The organism is Streptomyces sp. NPDC002076 (assembly GCF_053593835.1).
This window is the reverse complement of the sequence record NZ_JBSFDI010000001.1, coordinates 281057-301367: the sequence shown is the minus strand read 5'-3', so window position 1 is coordinate 301367 and position 20311 is coordinate 281057. Positions and strand designations below refer to the sequence as shown.

General features: G+C 70.0%; 24 protein-coding genes and 1 pseudogene. 19 read left to right on the top strand and 6 right to left on the bottom strand.

Annotated features, from left to right (window positions below; translation table 11 throughout):
• Positions 1–5 precede the first annotated feature (5 nt).
• From ACWCQS_RS01420 to ACWCQS_RS01390, 7 genes are all read left to right on the top strand, one after another.
• Positions 6–758, top strand: coding sequence for a response regulator (locus tag ACWCQS_RS01420; protein ID WP_451002574.1), 753 nt, complete (start codon positions 6–8; stop codon positions 756–758).
• A 125-nt stretch (positions 759–883) separates the two neighbouring features.
• Positions 884–1075: a hypothetical protein gene (locus ACWCQS_RS01415; protein ID WP_451002573.1), complete on the top strand. Its 192-nt coding sequence runs from the start codon at positions 884–886 to the stop codon at positions 1073–1075.
• Positions 1072–1656, top strand: coding sequence for a pilus assembly protein TadG-related protein (locus ACWCQS_RS01410; RefSeq protein ID WP_451002572.1), 585 nt, complete (start codon positions 1072–1074; stop codon positions 1654–1656). The genes ACWCQS_RS01415 and ACWCQS_RS01410 overlap by 4 nt, the downstream gene beginning before the upstream one ends.
• 34 nt (positions 1657–1690) lie before the next feature.
• Positions 1691–2272 carry a hypothetical protein gene (locus ACWCQS_RS01405; protein WP_451002571.1) on the top strand — a complete coding sequence of 194 codons (582 nt, stop codon included), beginning with the start codon at positions 1691–1693 and terminating at the stop codon, positions 2270–2272.
• Between the two features lie 7 nt (positions 2273–2279).
• Positions 2280–2894: an OmpA family protein gene (locus ACWCQS_RS01400; protein WP_451002570.1), complete on the top strand. Its 615-nt coding sequence runs from the start codon at positions 2280–2282 to the stop codon at positions 2892–2894.
• 59 nt (positions 2895–2953) lie between these two features.
• Complete coding sequence (locus ACWCQS_RS01395) at positions 2954–3235, top strand: Arc family DNA-binding protein (protein WP_451002569.1); 282 nt, start codon at positions 2954–2956, stop codon at positions 3233–3235.
• Positions 3232–3624: a hypothetical protein gene (locus ACWCQS_RS01390; RefSeq protein ID WP_451002568.1), complete on the top strand. Its 393-nt coding sequence runs from the start codon at positions 3232–3234 to the stop codon at positions 3622–3624. Before ACWCQS_RS01395 ends, ACWCQS_RS01390 begins: the two co-directional genes overlap by 4 nt.
• A gap of 39 nt (positions 3625–3663) precedes the next feature.
• On the opposite strand, the gene ACWCQS_RS01385 is transcribed toward ACWCQS_RS01390, so the two are convergent.
• Positions 3664–4083, bottom strand: a complete 420-nt coding sequence (locus tag ACWCQS_RS01385; RefSeq protein WP_451002567.1) for a DUF3224 domain-containing protein — start codon at positions 4081–4083, stop codon at positions 3664–3666.
• 35 nt (positions 4084–4118) lie between these two features.
• A complete protein-coding gene (locus tag ACWCQS_RS01380) occupies positions 4119–4559 on the bottom strand; it encodes a DUF192 domain-containing protein (protein ID WP_451003002.1) in 441 nt (146 codons plus the stop codon).
• Positions 4560–4601: 42 nt separating this feature from the next.
• On the opposite strand from ACWCQS_RS01380, the gene ACWCQS_RS01375 reads away from it, so the two are divergent.
• From ACWCQS_RS01375 to ACWCQS_RS01365, 3 genes and pseudogenes are all read left to right on the top strand, one after another.
• Positions 4602–5510, top strand: a complete 909-nt coding sequence (locus ACWCQS_RS01375; protein WP_451002566.1) for an LLM class flavin-dependent oxidoreductase — start codon at positions 4602–4604, stop codon at positions 5508–5510.
• Between the two features lie 44 nt (positions 5511–5554).
• A pseudogene (locus tag ACWCQS_RS01370) lies at positions 5555–6043 on the top strand (GNAT family N-acetyltransferase).
• Positions 6040–6648 (top strand): nucleoside deaminase, encoded by a 609-nt coding sequence (locus ACWCQS_RS01365; protein WP_451002565.1) that lies wholly within the window; start codon positions 6040–6042, stop codon positions 6646–6648. The pseudogene ACWCQS_RS01370 and the gene ACWCQS_RS01365 overlap by 4 nt, the downstream one beginning before the upstream one ends.
• Here the strand turns inward: ACWCQS_RS01365 and ACWCQS_RS01360 are convergent.
• Entirely contained in the window at positions 6632–7144 is a 513-nt protein-coding gene (locus tag ACWCQS_RS01360; RefSeq protein WP_451002564.1) for a DinB family protein, read from the bottom strand. The genes ACWCQS_RS01365 and ACWCQS_RS01360 overlap by 17 nt on opposite strands.
• A gap of 53 nt (positions 7145–7197) precedes the next feature.
• Here ACWCQS_RS01360 and ACWCQS_RS01355 point away from each other — a divergent pair, with 53 nt between their 5' ends.
• The 5 genes from ACWCQS_RS01355 to ACWCQS_RS01335 all read left to right on the top strand — a co-directional run bounded on the left by ACWCQS_RS01355 (position 7198) and on the right by ACWCQS_RS01335 (position 13753).
• On the top strand, positions 7198–7980 hold the full coding sequence (locus ACWCQS_RS01355) for a methyltransferase domain-containing protein (protein WP_451002563.1): 783 nt from the start codon (positions 7198–7200) through the stop codon (positions 7978–7980).
• A gap of 743 nt (positions 7981–8723) precedes the next feature.
• Positions 8724–9497: an isoprenyl transferase gene (locus tag ACWCQS_RS01350; RefSeq protein ID WP_451002562.1), complete on the top strand. Its 774-nt coding sequence runs from the start codon at positions 8724–8726 to the stop codon at positions 9495–9497.
• Positions 9498–9842: 345 nt separating this feature from the next.
• Entirely contained in the window at positions 9843–11168 is a 1326-nt protein-coding gene (locus tag ACWCQS_RS01345; protein WP_451002561.1) for a PhoH family protein, read from the top strand.
• A 400-nt stretch (positions 11169–11568) separates the two neighbouring features.
• Entirely contained in the window at positions 11569–12267 is a 699-nt protein-coding gene (locus tag ACWCQS_RS01340) for an aggregation-promoting factor C-terminal-like domain-containing protein (protein WP_450981709.1), read from the top strand.
• A 151-nt stretch (positions 12268–12418) separates the two neighbouring features.
• On the top strand, positions 12419–13753 hold the full coding sequence (locus ACWCQS_RS01335; protein ID WP_451002560.1) for an AI-2E family transporter: 1335 nt from the start codon (positions 12419–12421) through the stop codon (positions 13751–13753).
• 21 nt (positions 13754–13774) lie between these two features.
• Here the strand turns inward: ACWCQS_RS01335 and ACWCQS_RS01330 are convergent, their stop codons facing one another.
• Together ACWCQS_RS01330 and ACWCQS_RS01325 are read right to left on the bottom strand one after the other, a co-directional pair.
• Positions 13775–14308, bottom strand: coding sequence for an alkyl hydroperoxide reductase (locus ACWCQS_RS01330; protein ID WP_388620284.1), 534 nt, complete (start codon positions 14306–14308; stop codon positions 13775–13777).
• 3 nt (positions 14309–14311) lie between these two features.
• The gene (locus tag ACWCQS_RS01325) at positions 14312–14866 is read right to left on the bottom strand and encodes a peroxiredoxin (RefSeq protein WP_055704786.1); all 555 of its coding nucleotides are present in this window, start codon (positions 14864–14866) and stop codon (positions 14312–14314) included.
• A 138-nt stretch (positions 14867–15004) separates the two neighbouring features.
• Here ACWCQS_RS01325 and ACWCQS_RS01320 point away from each other — a divergent pair, with 138 nt between their 5' ends.
• The 4 genes from ACWCQS_RS01320 (at position 15005) to ACWCQS_RS01305 (ending at position 17870) form a co-directional block, all read left to right on the top strand.
• Positions 15005–15952: a LysR substrate-binding domain-containing protein gene (locus ACWCQS_RS01320; protein WP_451003001.1), complete on the top strand. Its 948-nt coding sequence runs from the start codon at positions 15005–15007 to the stop codon at positions 15950–15952.
• Positions 15953–16126: 174 nt separating this feature from the next.
• Positions 16127–16993, top strand: a complete 867-nt coding sequence (locus ACWCQS_RS01315; RefSeq protein ID WP_451002559.1) for a MarR family transcriptional regulator — start codon at positions 16127–16129, stop codon at positions 16991–16993.
• A 61-nt stretch (positions 16994–17054) separates the two neighbouring features.
• Positions 17055–17441 carry a roadblock/LC7 domain-containing protein gene (locus ACWCQS_RS01310; RefSeq protein WP_388620290.1) on the top strand — a complete coding sequence of 129 codons (387 nt, stop codon included), beginning with the start codon at positions 17055–17057 and terminating at the stop codon, positions 17439–17441.
• Between the two features lie 3 nt (positions 17442–17444).
• On the top strand, positions 17445–17870 hold the full coding sequence (locus ACWCQS_RS01305; RefSeq protein WP_451002558.1) for a hypothetical protein: 426 nt from the start codon (positions 17445–17447) through the stop codon (positions 17868–17870).
• A gap of 63 nt (positions 17871–17933) precedes the next feature.
• On the opposite strand, the gene ACWCQS_RS01300 is transcribed toward ACWCQS_RS01305, so the two are convergent.
• Complete coding sequence (locus tag ACWCQS_RS01300) at positions 17934–20243, bottom strand: ABC transporter permease (RefSeq protein WP_451002557.1); 2310 nt, start codon at positions 20241–20243, stop codon at positions 17934–17936.
• Positions 20244–20311 lie beyond the last annotated feature (68 nt).

Here is a 20311-nt window from a genome sequence, read left to right as displayed (position 1 = left end):
GCATCATGCAGCACAGTCCCCCCTGGCCGAAGGAGGCCGCACCGGCTGCACCTCCCCTGCGCCTGCTGGTGGCCGACGACAACCCCGTGGTCCGGGCGGGTTTGACGGCCCTGCTGTCGGGCCGCGAGGACACCACGGTGGTGGCGGAGGCGACGGACGGCCGGGAGGCGTACGAGGCGGCTGTACGGCACCGCCCGGACGTCATACTCCTCGACGTCCGCATGCCCGGAGTCGACGGAATCTCGGCATTGCCGCACCTGGTACGGGTGGCGCCGGTCATGATGCTCACCTACAGCCACGAGACGGAGACCGTGCGGGAGGCGTTGCGGCTGGGGGCGGGGGGATACCTGGTGCACGGCGAGTTCACGACGGAGCAGTTGGTACGGGCGGTGCGGGATGTCCGGGAGGGGCGGCCGCATGTGACTCCCGGGGCGGCGAAGGCGTTGCTGACGGAGTTGCGGACGAGTGCACCTGCACAGGCAGATCCTCAAGTCCCGCAATATTTAGGGAAAACTACACCCCAACTCCTTTCGCAACTGCAATCCTCCATGGGACAGTCATTCCGTTCACATTTCCGGCTGAGCACGAGGGAGGCGGAGATCATGGACCTCATCGCGTCCGGCATGACCAACCAGCAGATCGCCGCCGCGTGCTTCATCTCCGAGAAGACGGTCAAGAACCACATCAACCGCATCTTCGCCAAGCTCCAGACCACCACCCGGTCCCAGGCGGCCGCGAAGTGGTTGGGGGTGGCTTGAGGTGGGAGCGTGGGGGAGCGGACGGCGGGGGGAATGGGTCCGGGGTTGGGTCCTGGGGCCCTCTCGAGAGTGCTGGGTCCCGGCGTACGTTTCCCGGATCGGAGGCGAACCCGGAGGGGACCACCATGAGCAACTGGTTCAACACCACCGTCGCGTACCTGCAGGCCCGGGTTGCTCGCAGCGACAAGGGGCAGACCGCGGTGGAGTACCTCGGCATCATCGCGGTGGTGGTGGCCATCGTGTTGGCGGTTACGGGGACGAGCATCGGATCGGCGATCCTCGACAAGATCATGACGCAGATCAACAAAATCGTGTGACGCGCCATCGCCGTCACGGCGATGCAGGGCAGGCCTTCCCCATCTACATCACGGTGGTGGCGGGTCTGCTCTTTCTTGCGTTGGCCTACCTCGCTGTCGGCCAGGCCGCGGTGAATCGAAGCGGCGCCCAGACAGCAGCCGATGCGGCAGCACTGGCGGCGGCCCAGAACGCACGGGACCAACTCGCGGGCCTGTGGCTTGCCGATCTGCGTGACCCCACCAAGTGGCAGGACATCCTCGAAGGCAAGGCAGCCGTGAACGACCCGTGCTGGCGTGCCGGACAGCTCGCCGCGCAGAACGATGCCCACTTGGACGGCTGCTCTCCACTTCCGCCGCACAAGTACCAGGCGAAGGTTACGACTAACAAGGTAGTCGGCGACTCCGTCGTGCCCACCACGGAGAGCATCCACTCAACTGCATCTGCCATCGCCGAGATCCGGCCGCTCTGCACATTTCAGCCCCCCGGCGGTGACGCCTTGCCGCAACTCACGTGTGACGGCAAGGACTGGAAGATCGACCCGAAGGACCAAGCAGGGCTCCCGAAGCCCGAGGATCTCTTCGACGTTCACCTGGCCAACTGACAAGCGAATGACGAGGGAAGAAGGAAGCGGAGCGATGAGCATGCGGTTCACTGCGAAGGCCCGCAAGGGGATGGTCGCACTGACCCTTGTGGTCGGCTTCGCCGTCGGTGTGGCCGGCTGTGGTGGTGGCGGGCATGACGACAAGAAGCCCCAGAAGTCCGCGTCTGCCGCCAAGAGAGGTGGTTCTAACCCGAGTACTCAAGAGGGACAGTCGCAGGCGCCGTTGGCTGAGCTGAAGGGCCAGGGTGGCCTGCTTCTCCAAGTCACCTCGGCCCAGCGGGACTCGGGCGGTTTCGTTACGGTGAACGGCAATCTGAAGAATGACGGTGCCCAGTCTCTCGTCATCCCGGCCGCACTTCGCGGAGATGAGACCGAAATCGCCGAGCACGGCTACTCGCTTGGCGGAGCAACGCTCGTCGACCCGAAGGGAAAGAAGCGGTACTACGTGCTGCGGGACACGGAGGGGCGGCCCCTCACAACGACCGGCCTGACAAACATCCAGTCAGGCCAGACCATCCCGGTCTTCATGCAGTTCCCGGCCCCTCCCGCGAACACGGACCAGGTGGAGTTCCAGCTGCCGACCTTCTCCTCCGCCCCCATCAAGATCTCCGGGTGAGGCCAAAGTGACCACCCCCCGTCTCGCCCTCACCCTCACCGCCGTCACCCTCCTCCTCACCGCCACCCCCTCCTACGCCGACGACACGGACCCCAGTCAGCCCCCCGACACCGCGCCCTCCGCCGCCGCCCCGGTGAAGATCGACCCCACCGACCCAGACCTCAAGCTCCCCGAGGGGGCCACGCTCGCCGCGCCCAAGGTGTTGGACATCAAGTCGGTCGTAGAGGACCAGAGCGGGGACGAGCGGCGTGAGGACACCAACGCCGACGTCACCTTCGCGCTCCAGGCCGAAGTCCTCTTCAGCAAGGACAGCGCCAAGCTCAGCGGAGAGGCCAAGGCGCGGATCGCCACCATCGCCGACGAGATCAAGAAGCAGAACGCGACTCAGGTCCGCGTCTTCGGGTTCACCGACAACCTCGGCTCGTCCGCCCACGGCGACATCCTGTCCAGGCAGCGCGCCAACGCCGTACAGGCCGTCCTGGACCAGGACCTGAACGACCCGAACATCACCTTCGAGGTCCGCGGCTACGGCGAGCAGTACCCGATCGCCGACAACTCCACCGAGGAGGGCAGGAGGAAGAACCGCCGCGTCGAGGTGTCCTTTCCGCGCTCGGAGAGCTAACCGCACCCGGATTCCGAAGGTGAGAGGCGCGAGGCGTATACGCCGCGTATACTTGCGGTATGGCCGATGTCATGATTCGTGTGCCCGCAGAAGTCCGTGACCAGCTCGCCGCCGTGGCAGAGGCGCGAGGGACCAGTCTGCGTGCCCTCATGCAGGAGATAGCTGCTCAGACGCTGACTCCGGAGCAGATCAAGGCACGGGCCGATCGCACCCGCGCTCTGCTCGCCGAGCGGTTCGGGCATTACGTCACGGATGAGGAATCCGCCGAGATGCGGCGCAAAATGCGCGAAGCCACCGCTGCTCACCGGGCTGCCCTCGCGGAGGCGGAGTCGTCCCGTTGAACCAGATCGAGCACTACGTCCTCGACAGTCCCACACTGCTGGCGATGGGCGGCAACAAGCAGGTCTCCGGGCTGATTCATGCTGCGGCATCCAGCGATGGCGTGCGCCTGTGGACGCCCGTCCTGTGTCTGCTGGAGGCTGAGCGCGAGCGCGCCGGGATCGTCGCCCACGCGGGCGTGCTGCTGGACGTACTCCATGTCATCGATGACGACTACGCGATGGCCGTAACGGTCTCCGAGTTGCTGCGCGACGGTGTGGCCCTCGGTGTCGCGGCGGCCGTGCACGTGGCACGACCGAATCCGATGCTTCCCGACGGGGCGCTGGTGGCCACCGTCGCACCGGAAGCCCATGACAGGCTCGGAGTTGGCGTCATGGACCTCAACCGCTGACCATGCGGATATCGACAGGGTCCGATTTTCCGCGGAACCCTAGGACCTGCCGCCCACCTCGTACTCGAACCAGATCCGATGGGTGCCGTCCACATCGATCCGCAGACCGCCGGCCCCTCGGATCCTGGTGAGCGCCCCCGTCCCGCTCCCCGGCACGATCACGAAAAACTCGGCCTCTCTGCCCTCCCCGAGGGTCGTCGCCGAGTGGGCGAAGTTGAAGCTGCCGCTTCTCCCGCCGAGGCTCCCCTCGAAGGACTCCATGGCGACATACGTGCCGGTCCCACTGGACTGGTCGTACGCCGCGGTGAACAGCGTCTGCGACACCCCGGCGACCTCGCCCTCGTACCGCTTCCGCATCGTGGCCACCCCGACCGGCACCGCCGTCTCGACCACCGGCTCCGGCAGCCGCACCTCCGCCGGAGTGAACTCCTCGACCTTGAACGTCCCTGAAGCTCTCATACCGCGATGCTAGGCCGCGCCACTGACAACGGCCCTCAACTCAGGCCGTCCACACCGCCGGCACCGCCGGTGTCACCTGGGTCGCGAACACCGTCGGCGTCGCCCCCGGACTCCACCCGCAGCCGCACCCCCGTCCGCAGCCCCCACCCCGCCATCACTCCCGCCTCCGCCTCCAGTACATGCCGTGCCCGCAGCCGGGGCAGGCCCAGGCGGCCCGGGGGCATGGTGCGGACGGCGAGGACGGTCAGGTGGCGGTCCAGGTAGGCGACGTCGATCGGGATGCGCATGCCGAAGGTGTGGACCCCGCTCGCCGGTGACAGCAGCATCGCCCCGGCGATCGACTCCCGGCCCAGCAGACCCTTCGTCCGGGCCCGGTAGGAGGCCGAGATCTCCAGCGGAAGCACCAGCGGGTCCTCCGTTCCCTCACCCCGGGGCACGATCAGCCTCCCGGCCCCGTCCCGCCAGTGTCTCCCCATCCCCATCCCCGTCCCCTCCAACTCTCCGCCGGGCAACACCGCTTGTCACCCCACGTCCTCCCCACTAGGAAGAGGTCCATGACTGGACTCGGTGTCGTCTTCCGCCCCCAGCTTCCGCCCGAGCGGCTGCGGGCGGTGGCCCGTGCGGCGGACGAAGCAGGCCTTGAGGAACTGTGGTTGTGGGAGGACTGTTTCCGGGAGGGCGGGATGGCGACCGCCGCCGCGGCGCTCGCCTGGACCGAGCGGGTGCGGGTCGGCGTCGGGCTGCTGCCCGTGCCCCTCAGGAACGTGGCCATCACCGCGATGGAGGCCGCCTCCTTGCACCGGATGTTCCCAGGGCGGGCCACCATCGTCGTCGGACACGGGGTGCAGGACTGGATGGGTCAGGTCGGTGCCCGCGCCGCCTCCCCGCTCACCCTCCTCGGCGAGCATCTCGACGCCCTGCGCGTCCTGCTCGGTGGTGAACGGCTCACCGTGCGGGGCCGGTACGTCTCCCTCGACGACGTCGCTCTCGACTGGCCGCCGGAGCAGCCGGTGCCCGTCTTCGCCGGCGCCACCGGCCCGCGTACCCTCCGCCTTTCCGGAGCCAAGGCCGACGGCACCCTCCTCACCTCCGCCACCTCCCCGGACGGCGTACGGCAGGCCCGGCGGCTCATCGAGGAGGGGCAGAAGGAGGCGGGGCGCGGCGAGCACCACCCGGTCGTCGTCTATCTGCTCGCCGCCACGGGGGCCGATGCCGCCGCCCGGCTGCGGGCCGAACTCGCCGACGAGAGGCTGGAGTCGGCGCCGGGCGTCGGGGCCGCGGGGAATGCGGCGGCCGTGGCCGCGGCGGTACGGCGGCTCGCCGAGGCCGGTGCCGACACCGTCGTGCTCCAGCCGACCGGGGACGAGCCCGACCCGGAGGGGTTCGTGCGGTTCGCCGCCGAGGAGGTACGGCCCCTGGTGGCCTGACGCGACAGGGGGCGTTGTCAGTGGCGGCTGCCACACTGCCCGACATGACCGACGAACGCGACGAGCACAGCGAAGTGAGCCTTCGGGGCGTCACGGACGAGGACCTGTTCGCCTTCCTCTCCTATGAGCACGACCCGGAGGCCGTCCGGCGGTCGAGATTCACGCCCCGGCCGCGGGACGCCTTCCTGCGGCACTGGCGAGAGCGTGTTCTCGGCGATCCGGACTGCCTCGTGCGGACGGTCACCGTGGACGGTGCGGCCGCCGGGCACGTCGTTTCCTGGACGGAGGGCGAGCGGCGGTTCGTCGGCTACTGGCTCGGGCGGCCGTACTGGGGCGGCGGCGTCGGCACCCGCGCCCTCGGCCTCTTCCTGGAGCTGGAGCGCGTACGGCCCCTGTAAGCCGACCCCTTCGGCGGCAACACCGCCTCCGTCCGGCTGCTGGAGAGACACGGCTTCGAGCGGGCCGGCACGATCCGGCACGGCGACGCCGAGCACATCCTCCTCGTGCTCGGGGGGCCGGGGGCGGTCCAGTGACCTCGATCCCCCTCCTCTGGCGCCTTCCCTTCGAGTTGGCCTGGGAGGCGCTGCGGGCCGGCAGCCGACCCATCGGTGCCGTGCTGTACGACCCGGAGGGCAATGTCGTCGCGGCCGGGCGCAATCGCAGCCGGGAGGCCACCGCGCCGCCGGGGCAACTCGCCGGTACCGACCTCGCGCACGCCGAGGTCAACGCCCTCGCGCAGCTGCCGGCCGGCCACCGGCACCCCGGTCACCGCCTCTACACCACCCTCGAGCCGTGCCTGCTGTGCAGCGGCGCGCTGATCCACGCCCATGTCCCGCACGTCGTCTACGCCACCGCCGACGAGCACTGGCGCGGAGTGGAGCGTGTCCCGGAGGTCGGCGGCACAATAGCCGCCCGCTGGGCCACCCGCGAGGGTCCGCTGGACGGCCCGCTCCATCCGCTCGCCCGCTTCGGCGCCCTGCTCATGACGTTGTGGGGGCTGATACACACGCACGACCTGGTGCCCGAGGGCCCCGCCGCCCGTGCGGCCCGCCGTCACCTGGACGCCGGCCTGCTCGACGCGGCCACGGCCCAGGCGGCGTACGGGGCGGTGTACGGCACGGTCAGCCGGCGCCGGTGACCGGCGGATGGTCCCCGGTGGCGCCGTCGATCAGCTCCCGCAGGATGTCCATGTGGCCGGCGTGCCGTGCGGTCTCCTCCACCATGTGGACCAAGGTCCAGCGCAGGGTCACGGTGATGTCCCGCCAGGCCGGGCTGCCCTGGGCGTCCAGCGGCAGCTCGTCGATCACGGCGTCGGCGGCGGCGCGGGCGCGGCCGTAGAAGGCGACGATCCGCTCGGTCGTCTCCTCGGGGGTGACCCGCATGTCGTCATGGGGGTCGAACCACAAAGGCTCGGCCTCGCCGCCGAACGTGTCCACGAACCAGCCGTACTCGACGCAGGCCAGATGTTTCACCAGGCCCAGCAGGTTGGTGCCGGACGGTGTCATCGGCCGGCGCAGTTGCTCGTCGTCGAGGCCGTCCAGCTTCCACAGCACGGCGTCCCGGTGCCGGTCCAGGCTCGCGTGCAGCGTCTGCTTCTCTCCGGCGAAGTAGGTCGTCATGCGGGAGGTCGTCATACGGGCGGAAACTAGCAGGCGCCGCCGGGCAGTGCCCTGGGATCATGGAAGGCATGTCGGTGAACCACTCCTTCGAACACCTGGTGGCCGAGGGCGCCGCCGTGCCCACCGACGGCTGGGACTTCTCCTGGTTCGCGGGGCGGGCCAGTGAGGAGCGGCCCTCGTGGGGGTACGCCGTGTCGGCGGGGGAGCGGCTGGCCCGGGCGGAGGCCGTGCTGGACATCCAGACCGGCGGGGGTGAGGTCCTGGACTTCGCGCTGGGCAGGGCCGAGCCCGCCCGGCCGGTGCTGGCCGCCGCGACGGAGGGCTGGCCGCCGAATGTGGCCAGGGCCGCCGCGCTGCTGCGGCCGCGCGGGGTGGTGGTCGTCGCCGCCCCGGACGACGCGCCGCTGCCGTTCGCCGACGAGACCTTCGACCTGGTGCTCAGCCGGCATCCGGTGCGGCCGTACTGGGACGAGATCGCCCGGGTGCTGCGTTCGGGTGGCACGTACTTCGCCCAGCATGTCGGGCCGGCCAGCGTCGTCGAGCTGGTGGAGTACTTCCTCGGGCCGCTGCCCGAGGAGGCGCGCTCCGGCCGGGACCCCGAGCGGGAGCGGGCCGACGCCGAGGCGGCGGGCCTGGCGGTGGCCGGGCTGCGGGCGGAGCGGCTGCGGATGGAGTTCCACGACATCGCCGCCGTCGTCCACTTCCTGCGCAAGGTGGTGTGGATGGTCCCGGGTTTCACGGTGGAGGCGTACGAACCCCAACTCCGCGCGCTGCACGAGCGGATCGAGAGGGAGGGGCCGTTCGTGGCGCACAGCACCCGGCACCTCTTCGACGTCCGCAAACCCGGCTGATTCACCCGCAGTTTGCCAACGGTTTCCACATCGTTATGCAGTGCGGTTCACATCAGCCTCATCTGTCACATAAGTTCAGACCAAGGTAATTCGCGTCGGCAAACCTCGCGCGGGTGGCACCGCGCAGTGGAGGGGGCTGCGCGGTGCTGTGAGCCCGAGCGCTCTTCCCGGGTCGCGGTACCGGAACCGTCAAGTCACCGTTCGCCGGTCGGGTAGCCCATCGGGGGGACCCCGGCGCAACTCGCCGACATCTCCGCAAGATGGCGTAAACCATCCGGATTCCTTCTGAATCCTTTCGCATTTGACCGGTCATCCCTGGGAATCCACTGTGAACCGGCCATGTGACACCTCTGAATCCAGCCTTCCGTGCCCACCACGGCGTCGCCGGATGATTTCGGAGAGTAGTTGTGTCCCGCCGATGCACCCACCATCCCTTACGAAGGGTTATGGTGGAAACCCCCCCTCGGGCCGGTCCGTCTCCCCCCCACGGACCGGCCCGTTTTTCGTCCCGTCCATCGGCAGGTCTTTCGGCGGGGGCTCCGGGAACCGCTCGGTGCCGGCTCGGCGTCCCTGCCAAGGGACGGGAAGAACTGGGCGACCACCCCCGCACAGCCGCACTCGACGGCGCATCCGCAGCACCCCGACCCCGATCCCCAAACCCCGGGCCAGAACGAAGCCGCCAGCGGGGTAGGCTCAAACACCTCCCGCACCCCGAACCCGCCGCCAAACCCCCGGAGGGCCACGTGAACCTGCGCGACAACCTGCGCAGCCTGCTCGTCAGGCTCTACGCACGCCGGGTGGAGGGCCACCTGGACCACGCTCAGGTGCCCAAGCACATCGGCGTCATCATGGACGGCAACCGCCGCTGGGCGAAGGCGTCCGGTTCCACCACCGTGCACGGCCACCGGGCCGGTGCGGACAAGATCGAGGAGTTCCTCGGCTGGTGCACCGAGACCGATGTCGAGGTCGTCACCCTGTGGCTGCTGTCCACGGACAACTTCGACCGGCCGCAGGAGGAGCTCGTCCCGCTGCTCGGCATCATCGAGGACGTCGTCCGCACGCTCGCCGCCGACGGCCGCTGGCGCGTGCACCACGTCGGCACCATGGACCTGCTGCCGGGCGGCATGCAACGCACCCTGAAGGAGGCCGAGGAGGCCACCGCCCACATCGACGGCATACTCGTCAACGTGGCCATCGGGTACGGCGGCCGGCAGGAGATCGCCGACGCCGTGCGCTCCATGCTGCTCGACGCCCACGACAAGGGCGTGCCGATGGAGGACCTCGCCGAGTCCGTCGACATCGACATGATCGGCCGTCACCTCTACACGGGCGCCCAGCCCGACCCGGACCTCGTCATCCGCACCAGCGGCGAGCAGCGGCTGTCCGGATTCATGCTGTGGCAGACCGCGCACTCGGAGTACTACTTCTGCGAGGTCTTCTGGCCCGCCTTCCGCAAGGTCGACTTCCTGCGCGCCCTGCGTGACTACGCCGCACGTCACCGCCGTTACGGCGGCTGAGACCCGACCGACGCCCCGCCGGCCGCCAAGGCGGCGGGGCGTTCGCACACCCGGATTCTTGCGGACGTAACGAGGAGTTCACCGGTACGCCGGTGGCCGCTTTTGCATGGCAGTGCATGTTCGAGGGCATAAGCCAAACAGGTCGACACCCGAACCACGGGTGTCGGATCTCAGCGGGCGGCACGGGGCCGTCCGCCCGGGAGGCCCTTTGCACCAGCCCGATCGTGCGGTCACAGCACGGACGAAGAGGCGGAGGGCCGGCTGTCGGCCCGTGCAGGGCGGCCGACGACCGGCCCAGCTCGATCTCGTCGCTCCCCGACCTCATCCGAGGGGGTACGTCCTTCCGTGGTGACCAGCACAAAGCGCCACAAGCCAGACCGGCGCACCTATGTTCTCGACACCAGCGTCCTGCTGGCCGACCCGAACGCCCTGACCCGCTTCGACGAGCACGAGGTCGTGCTCCCCATCGTGGTGGTCACGGAACTGGAGGCCAAGCGGCACCATCCGGAACTCGGCTACTTCGCCCGCCAGGCCCTGCGCCTGCTGGACGACTACCGGGTGAAGAACGGTCGCCTCGACGCCCCCATCCCGATCGGGGAGCTGGGCGGGACCGTCCGTGTCGAGCTCAACCACTCGGACCCCAGCGTGCTGCCCACCGGCTACCGCCTGGGGGACAACGACTCCCGCATCCTCGCGGTGGCCCGTAATCTGCAGGCCGAGGGGTACGACGTCACCGTCGTCTCGAAGGACCTGCCCCTGCGGATCAAGGCGTCCTCGGTCGGTCTGCTCGCCGAGGAGTACCGCGCCGAACTCGCCATCACGGAGAACTCCGGCTGGACCGGAATGTCCGAACTGACGCTCTCCGGCGAGCAGGTGGACATCCTCTTCGAGGAAGGGCATCTGTACGTCCCCGAGGCCGCCGAGCTGCCCGTGCACACCGGCCTGACCATCCACTCCGAGCGCGGCAAGGCGCTCGGCCGGATCACCGCCGAGGGCAACGTCCGCCTGGTGCGCGGCGACCGGGAGGCGTTCGGCATCAAGGGCCGCAGCGCCGAGCAGCGCATCGCGCTCGACCTGCTGCTCGACCCGGACGTCGGGATCGTCTCGATGGGCGGCCGGGCCGGCACCGGCAAGTCGGCGCTGGCGCTGTGCGCGGGCCTGGAGGCGGTCCTGGAGCGCCGCCAGCACCAGAAGGTGATGGTGTTCCGGCCGCTGTACGCGGTCGGCGGGCAGGAGTTGGGCTATCTGCCGGGCACCGAGGCGGAGAAGATGGGCCCGTGGGCGCAGGCCGTCTTCGACACGCTGTCGGCGGTCACCAGCCGCGAGGTCATCGAGGAGGTCACCGCGCGCGGGATGCTGGAGGTTCTCCCGCTCACCCACATCCGCGGCCGCTCCCTGCACGACGCGTTCGTGATCGTGGACGAGGCGCAGTCCCTCGAACGGAATGTGCTTCTCACTGTTCTGTCCCGAATCGGCGCGAATTCACGGGTCGTTCTCACCCATGACGTGGCACAAAGGGACAATCTGCGGGTCGGTCGCTACGACGGTGTCGTCGCCGTCGTGGAGAAGCTGAAGGGGCATCCGCTCTTCGCGCACGTCACGCTGACCCGGTCCGAGAGGTCCCAGATTGCTGCACTTGTGACCGAAATGCTGGAGGACGGTCACATCTGATTCGACCCGCACGGCAGTTGGCGCCGTCCGGCAAAGGTCAAGAGCCTAGCCGGGCGGCGCCTTGGCGTGTGGAGCTTTCCGGAAATCCCCAGGGGCAAACGGGATGTGAGCTTTCACACTCAACTCAGAATTGCCACCCGGCGTCCGGTTACGGCAGAGTCTCAGTCCTGTCAGGCCCCGCATACGACACACCTGTACCCCCAGCGGTACGGCACCACAGCAGCACCACCAACTCCATAGAGTTCGTCGTATGCCGCCCGAGCACCTCGCGGCGCTCCCCGAAGGGGGAGTTGCCCACCGGGCCCGCGCCTCCCGTGACCCCGCAGTTGGGAGGCCAGTGCCAGGGGCACGATTGCGTCCGCCAGGGTCACCGAAGCGGGCGATGCTGGAAGGAAACCGTGTGAGCCGGATTTCGGTCCGGGGATTCGCAGTGGCCTCGGCCACCGCGGTCACCGCCGTCGGAAGCGTCGTCGGAGTTGCCTCGGGCAGCGTCGCGCAGAACAACAACGACGCCGAGGCGACGGCAGCCGACACCACGCTCCTCGCGGACATACCCGCGGGTCAGCAGGCCCAGGTCCAGTCCGCTTCCCTGACGCAGCAGGCCGACGCCCAGGCCATCGCCGCGGACGCGAGCGCCAAGAAGGACGCCGAGGAGGCGGCCCGCAAGGCTGCCGCCGAGACCGCGATCGCCAAGAAGGCGGCGGCCGAGCAGGCGGCCAAGGAGGCCAAGGCGCGCGCCGAGGCGAAGGCCGCGGCCAGCCGTGACAGCGCCCGCGACTCCTCCAGCTTCCCCGTCCAGAGCAGCTACTCCGTCGCGCAGATCCAGGCGATGGCACGGCAGATGGTGGCGGGCGACCAGTTCCAGTGCTTCAGCAACATCGTGGACCACGAGTCCAGCTGGAACTACCAGGCCACGAACGCCTCCTCCGGCGCCTACGGTCTCTTCCAGGCCCTGCCCGCCGGCAAGTACGCCTCGGCCGGCGCCGACTGGCGGACCAACCCCGCCACCCAGATCAAGTGGGGCCTCAACTACATGGACAGCCGGTACGGCAGCCCCTGCCAGGCCTGGTCGTTCTGGGCGGCCAACCACTGGTATTAGGCCCGTCGGTCACTGCCGGTCGCACTCAACCTCGCGCAGCCCCTCCCCCGTCCTTAGGGGAGGGGCTTTCGCCCTGTACGGTCGTACCCGGATGCCTCCAGGGGGAGGAGAGGTGGCGAACACGCGGGGACGCGGGGGAAGAGGACGGATCATGTCGCGAGTGCCAGGGTGGCTCGGCAGGCTCGGTGCCGGACTCACCGAGATGAGCGAACGCCTGGACGAGCGCCGTGCGGAGGTGGAGCGCGAGCACGCCCCGGAGCCGCCGGACCCCTCGGACGCACCGCTGCCCGCGCCGCCGCTCGTCGCCGAGGCCGTCGTACCGCCCGCCCGCCGGCCCGTACCCGCACCCGCGGCGGGCCACCGCCCCGACCCCGCCGAGGCCGTGCCCTGGGGTGTGCGGGTCGCGGCCGAGGCCGGCTGGCGCATGCTGGTCCTCGCCGGCACCGTCTGGGTGCTGATCCAGGTCATCAGCGCGGTCCAGCTGGTGGTGTTCGCCTTCGTCATCGCCCTGCTCGTCACCGCGCTGCTGCAGCCGACGGTGGCCCGGCTCACCCGGCGCGGAGTGCCGCGCGGACCGGCCACCGCGCTCACCGCGATCAGCGGGTTCGTGGTCATAGGGCTGATGGGCTGGTTCGTGACCTGGCAGGTCATGGAGAACATCGACACGCTCTCCAACCAGATCCAGTCCGGCATCGACGACCTGCGCAACTGGCTGCTGAAGAGCCCCTTCCACGTCACCGACAAGCAGATCAATCAGATCGCCAAGAACCTCCGCGAGGCGATCGGCGCCAACACCGACCAGATAACGTCCGCCGGTCTGGAGGGCGTCCAGGTCATCGTCGACTTCCTCACCGGCCTCCTGCTGGTGTTCTTCTCGACGCTGTTCCTGCTCTACGACGGCAGGCGCATCTGGGAGTGGTTCCTGAAGCTGGTGCCCGCCGCGGCCCGCCCAGGCGTGGCCGGCGCCGGCCCGCGCGCCTGGCGCACCCTGACCGCCTACGTCCGGGGCACGGTCCTGGTCGCCCTCATCGACGCCACCTTCATCGGCATCGGCATCTACTTCCTCAACGTGCCGATGGCCGTCCCGCTGGCCGTCTTCATCTTCCTGTTCTCGTTCATCCCGCTCGTCGGCGCGGTCGCCTCCGGCGCGCTCGCGGTGATCGTGGCGCTGGTCACTCAGGGTGTCTTCACGGCCGTCATGACCCTGGTGGTCGTCCTCGCGGTCCAGCAGATCGAGGGCCACGTCCTGCAGCCGTTCATCCTGGGCCGTGCGGTCCGCGTCCATCCGCTGGCCGTCGTCCTCACGGTCGCCGCCGGCGGCATGGTGGCCGGCATCGGCGGCGCGGTGGTGGCCGTACCGCTGGTGGCGGTGACCAACACGGTGGTCGGGTATCTGCGGCAGTACTCGGAGGAACTCCAGCGGCAGAAGGCCGCCGCGGACGAGCCCGTCGCTCAGAACGCGGAAGGCCCCGCTCACCAAGGGTGAGCGGGGCCTTCGCGGAACCGCTTACTCGGCCAGCACGGCCTCTGCGTCGAGGGTGACGCCCACGGCCTGAATCACCGAGGCGATCTTGAACGCCTCCTGGACGACCTCGCGCTCCACGCCCGCCTTGCGCAGCACCTGCTCGTGCGAGTCCAGGCACATGCCGCAGCCGTTGATCGCGGACACCGCGAACGACCACAGCTCGAAGTCGACCTTCTCCACGCCCGGGTTGCCGATGACGTTCATCCGCAGACCGGCGCGCAGGGTGCCGTACTCGTGGTCGGACAGCAGATGGCGGGTCCGGTAGAAGACGTTGTTCATCGCCATGACGGCGGCGGCCGACTTGGCGGCCGTGTACGCCTCCGGCGAGAGGTTCGCCTTCGCCTCCGGCTCCAGCTCACGCAGCACGATCGGGGAACGGGAGGCGATGGCGGTCGCCAGCACCGTGCCCCACAGCTGCTGCGCGGGCAGGTCGGAGTTGCCGATGACCGAGCCCAGGTTGAGCTTCAGGTCCTTGGCGTAGTCCGGGACGCGGGACTTCAGCGAGTCGAGCGACATGGGTCACTCACCGGCCAGCAGCGCGACCGGGTCCAGGGTGTCCTCACCCTTGGTCCAGTTGCACGGGCACAGCTCGTCGGTCTGCAGGGCGTCCAGGACCCGCAGGACCTCCTTGGGGTTACGGCCCACGGAACCGGCGGTGACCATGGTGAACTGGATCTCGCGGTTCGGGTCGACGATGAAGACGGCGCGCTGCGCGAAGCCGTCCTCGCCCTCGATGCCCAGGTCGCGCATCAGCTCGTGCTTGGAGTCGGCCATCATCGGGAACGGCAGGTCGGTCAGGTCCGGGTGGTCCTTGCGCCAGGCGTGGTGGACGAACTCGGAGTCACCGGAGAAGCCGAGGATCTGGGCGTCGCGGTCGGCGAACTCGTCGTTCAGCTTCCCGAACGCGGCGATCTCGGTCGGGCAGACGAAGGTGAAGTCCTTCGGCCATGCGAAGACGACCAGCCACTTGCCCTCGTAGGACTTGTGGTGGATCTGCTCGAACTCCTTGCCCTTCTCCAGCGAGACGCAGGCGGTCAGTTCGAACTCGGGGAACTTGTCACCGACAGTGAGCACACGCTCTCCTTGCAGCGAGGAACACCCCTTTTGAGGGTGTTTCCCATGGGTTGGACTTTGTCGATGTTGGCACAGGGTGCATTGATTAGTGAAATAGCTACACTCGGTCATGTTGATCGGAGGTAGTTATCAGTGACCATGAGTAACGGCAAGCGCAGGCAGCCGAGCCTCGCACAGCTGCGTGCCTTCGCCGCCGTCGCCGAGTATCTGCACTTCCGGGACGCGGCGGCCGCCATCGGGATGAGCCAGCCCGCCCTGTCCGGCGCGGTCTCGGCACTGGAGGAGACCCTCGGGGTGACCCTCCTCGAGCGTACGACGCGCAAGGTGCTGCTCTCGCCCGCCGGCGAGCGCCTGGCCGTACGCGCGAAGGCGGTGCTGGACGCGGTCGGGGCACTGCTGGAGGAGGCCGAGGCGGTCCGGGCGCCCTTCACCGGCGTCCTGCGCCTCGGAGTGATCCCCACGGTCGCGCCGTACCTGCTGCCGGCCGTGCTGCGGCTGGTCCATGAGCGCTATCCGCACCTCGACCTCCAGGTGCACGAGGAGCAGACCGCCAACCTGATCGACGGCCTGGGCTCCGGCCGTCTCGACCTGCTGTTGCTGGCGGTGCCGCTCGGCGTGCCCGGAGTCGTCGAACTCCCGCTCTTCGACGAGGACTTCGTGCTGGTCACCCCGCTGGACCACTGGCTCGGCGGCCGCGAGGGCATCCCGCGCGAGGCGCTGAGGGAGCTGAACCTGCTGCTCCTGGACGAGGGCCACTGCCTGCGCGACCAGGCCCTCGACATCTGCCGGGAGGCGGGCCGCGAGGACGCCCCGGTGACCACGACCGCCGCCGGCCTGTCCACGCTGGTGCAGCTGGTCGCCGGCGGCCTCGGCTGCACGCTGCTGCCGCGTACGGCCCTGAAGCTGGAGACCACCCGCAGCAGCCAACTCCTCACCGGCTACTTCGCCGAGCCGGCTCCGAGCCGTCGGGTCGCCTTCGCCATGCGCGCGGGCGCGGCCCGGTCCGCCGAGTACGAGGAGCTGGCGGCGGCCCTGCGCGGGGCGCTGCGCTCGCTCCCGGTGCGGGTACTCGACCGGGACGCCTGAGCCCGCCGATCGATCAAATGAGTGTCGAACAAAGCGATGTGATCGGCTCGAAACTCCAACTTCCGTCAGTCCGGGTCAGGTCGGAAACCTTCGGCTGAAATATGCCGATCGACTGATACACATACCCCCTCGGTGCGACACGTCAGGCGTCTGTACGAAATGCCAAGGGGAGCGATGGATCACGGCGGGCTCGCGCACGCGCTGACCGCGTGCGGGCGTGACGGATTCACGGGGGAACTGCGGGTGCCGGGCAGCCCCGGCGGCGCCTTCCATCTGCGGGACGGACTCGTCGTGGCGGCGGAGAGTCCCGGCGCCCCCGGCGCCGAGGCGCTGCTGCTGCGCTCCGAGCGCATCGACGGCGAGCAGTGGGCGGAGCTGGTGCGCGAGTCCGGGGCGCGCTGGCCGGCCGCCGGGCTGATCGCGCACGGCTACGCGGGGGCCGCCCAGCTCCGGGTGGTGTGCCTGCTGGCGCTGCGGGACGCGGCCTTCGCCGTCGTCGCCGGCCGGGTGGACGCCTGTGCACGCGTCACCGGCACCGAGCCGCACGCCCCGGTCGCCACCGGCGAGCGGCCCGCCCGGCTGCTGGAGGACGCGGTGCGCAAGGTGTCCGCCGTGGACGCGCTGCCGCACCCCGTGCGCCCCGACCGGGACCGGCCCCTGCCCATGGCCGCGCCGGAGGACGCCTGCACCCCGCTGCAACGGGAGCTGCTCGCGCACGCCGACGGCCGCCGTACCGCCCGTGACCTGGCCTTCCGTACCGGCCGCGGGGTCTACACGGTCACCGTGGAGGTCGCGCGGATGCTGAGCGAGGGGCTGCTGGAGTGCCCCGGTCCGCTCGCCCGGACCCCGCTCCTGGTGGCGCCCGAGGCTCCGGTCGTACGGCATCGCGAGCAGTCCCCGCCGGAGCCGGAGCCGACCGCCCCCGCCGCCCTGCCGCGCCGCGCACCCGGCGCCAGCGGCATCACCGAAGTCCTCGTCCCGCCGGTGAGCGGGGCGGGCTGGAAAGGGTTCTTCCGGCTGCGTCACGGGACCGCTGGATGACAGCGGTCCCTCGACGGCTCGCGTCGGTCGAACCGGCAAGGAAAACAAGGGAGTTGAGCACATGGACCACGAAGCCCTGGCACGGGAGATGCGCGGACTGCGCGAACAGGTGACCGGGATCACCGACACCGCCCTGGCAGCGGCCGACGGCATGCTGATCGCGGCCGACACCGCGGAGTCGATCGACCCGGAGGGGCTCGCCGCGCTCGCGGCGGCGGGCCTGGGCCTGGCGCGCCGCACCACCGCCGCCACGGCGCGCGGAGCGCTGCGGCAGACGGTGACGTACGGCAGCCACGGCTGCGTCGCCTTCTACGCCGTCGGCGACACCGCCCTGATGGTGGTCCTCGGCGACGAGGGGATGGACGTGAGCCGCCTGCACCGGGCGACCCACCCGGCCCTCGACCGCATCGGATCGATCCTCACCGAGAAGACGCCAGAGGGGGTGTGAGGGATGGCGACGAAACGCATGACGGGCTTCTCCGACCAGGTGATGAGTCTGGTCAAGTCGCTGCGCGCCGAGACGCCCGACTGCGTCGCGGCCGGTGTGGTCGACATGGCCACCGGAATGCTGCTGTCGTACGAGACCGTCGACAACCACCCGCCGGAGGTGCTGGACCTGCTGGCGGGTGCGACCCTCGACCTGTTCCAGGGGCGTACGGTCGTCATGATCGAGGATGTCTTCAAGGAGCGCCGTGGCGTCAGCGACGACAACCACTTCTTCCAGGAGATCCTCGTCAACAGCGAGAACCTCACCCACCTGTTCCTGCGGATGAACGACCAGCAGGACGTCGTCGCCGTCGTCGTCTGCCGTAAGTCGGTGAACGTGGGCATGCTGTTCGCCCAGGCGCGGAGGGTGGTGCGGGAGCACAGCCTGTGAGCAACGGCCGTGGGCCCCCGGGAGGGAGGGGCCCACGGCCGACCGCGCCCGGACCTCGCGCCGTTACTCCGTCCGCAGCCCCTCCGGGCGCATCATCCGCAGCAGCGGCGGCAGGCTCAGCAGCGTGACCGTGACGACCACGGCCGCGCCGACGCCGGTCATCGACAGCACGCTCGGCCAGTCCACGCTCACCGTCGAGCCGACCATCTTCAGCAGCACCCCGCCCAGCGTCAGCCCCACGGCCGAGGCGAGCAGCAGGCCCAGGGCGATGGGGATCGCCGTCTGCCACAGCACCGACATGCTCAGGGTGCGCCGCCGGGTGCCGAAGGCGACCAGCGACGACAGCAGCTTGCGCCGCTCGCGCAACTGCTCCAGCTGGGACACCAGCAGGCTCGCCCCGATCAGCGCCAGCACACAGACGGCGCCGACGAACGTTCCGGTGCGGATGGAGGTGAACTTGTCCGACTGCTCGGTGGCCGACCACACCATCGCGTCCGCGAGCGGGTCGATCCGGGCCGCCGTGTTGCGGACGTACTCGTGCACGTCCGGGACGGACTCGTCGAGCCTGAGGTAGATCCCTCCGTTCAGGGCGCTGCTCATCGGGCCGGACAGCGCGGCCGGTGTCATCAGCACCCCGCTGTCCTTGGTGCCGTTGGGCCCGGTGATCGCGCGGACCTGCTTCATACCGTGCGGCACGGTCCAGACGACGTCCGGTCCGCCGCCCAGGCCGTCGCTCGTGTCGACGTGGAGCGTGCGGCCCGGCCGGGCGTACCGGTCCACTTCGGAGTCCTCGTCCCCGCCCTTCGCGACGAAGACGTCCCCGTCGTGGCAGGAGGTCAGTGCGGCCACCTTGCGCAGGGAGGCACAGGTGCCGACGGTGAGGCCCACCGTGTCGTCCGGCCCGTGACCGGGGGTCCAGGGCCGGTCCCCCAGTTCGGTGTTGCCGAGTGCGGTGGCCTCGCGTACGCCCTCGGTCGCCGCGAACTTCCCGGCGACCGGCACGAAGGGGACGCCCCGCGACAGGTTGACCTGCATCTGAATGCTGTCGGTGTCCTTGCCGGTGGACTTGGTGTAGTCGCCCTGCACGCCCGCGAACAGCATCTGCAGCGCGATCGCACCGGCCACCGCGACCGCGATGCCGTTCACCATGCGGGCCGCCGAGCCGCTGCTCAACTGCAGCCGCCGTACCGCCAGTTGCCAGGCAACCCCGCCCAGGCCCAGCCGGGCCACGACCGCCTCGACGACCCAGGGCAGCAGCGCGGTCACGCCGACGAGCAGCAGCAGGACGCCGCCGATCACCAGGTACTCGTTGAAGGTGCCGTTGTTCCGGCCCTGGCCGATCATCGGGGCGAGGCAGGCCAGCCCGCCCAGCGGCAGCAGCAGCCGCCACCACAGCCGGCGACGCGCGGGCCTGGCCGTACGGACCACGCCCAGCGGTTCGATGACCACCCCGCGCAGCGCGAACAGCGTGACCAGGACCGCCGCCGCCGGAACGGCGACCGCGACCAGGGCGGCCAGCGCCGGGGAGGGGTTGAGATAGCTGGGGAACACGCTGATGTCCATGATCTCGACCGAGGCCGCGAGCTGCCGGCCGAGCAGGAAGAAGCCGGTGCCGAAGACCAGCCCGACCAGCGATCCGGCGAGCGCCTCGCCCGCAGCGATCCGCCGGGTCATGCGGCTGTCGGAGCCCACCAGCCGCAGCGCGGCCAGCCTGCGGTCGCGTCGCTCGCCGCCGAACCGTACGGCGGTGGCGATGAACACGGCGACCGGCATCAGCAGCACCGCGAACACGACCAGCACCAGCAGGATCAGCACCGGGTCGGTCTTGCTCGCCGGTGATGCGTGCGGCGGCCCGAAGCGGGTGATGCGGGCCGTCCGCCAGCCGTTGATGCGCGGCGCCAGGTCCTTCGCACCGGCGTAGTAGGCGAGTTCGTGCGAGCCGATGAGCCCGGTCTCGCCGATCGTCCCGACGATCCGGTACGGCAGCCGCTCGCGCAGCAGCGTGCCGTCGGCGGAGCCGAGCAGTTTCTTCAGCGCGGGGGAGACGACCATGTCGCCCGGCGCCGGGTACCTCGCCAGGCCCGGCGCGATCGGTGCGCGCGGCCCCTCCGGCTCCACCAGCCGGCCGCGGACGTCCTTGCCGCGGTACGTCGTGTCGGCGTCGGAGATCACCAGGGTGTTCGCGGCCTTCGGGCGGTGCGGGCCGTAGGTGTAGTCGAGCCGGGCCGCGTCGCGGTCGTGCCGTACCGCCAGCGCGCTCGGGATCGCGGTCGTCAGCAGCAGCAGCGCCACGCCGAGACCGACGCCGACCGCCGTCAGCAGCATCCGGATCCAGCCCTCGCGCCCGCCGGTGAGGGCGAACCGGACCCCCATCCCGAGGTCCCTGGACCACTTGGGATTGAAAGGGGCGGCGCGAAGCGCCTCAGGCAGGGCGGTGGTGG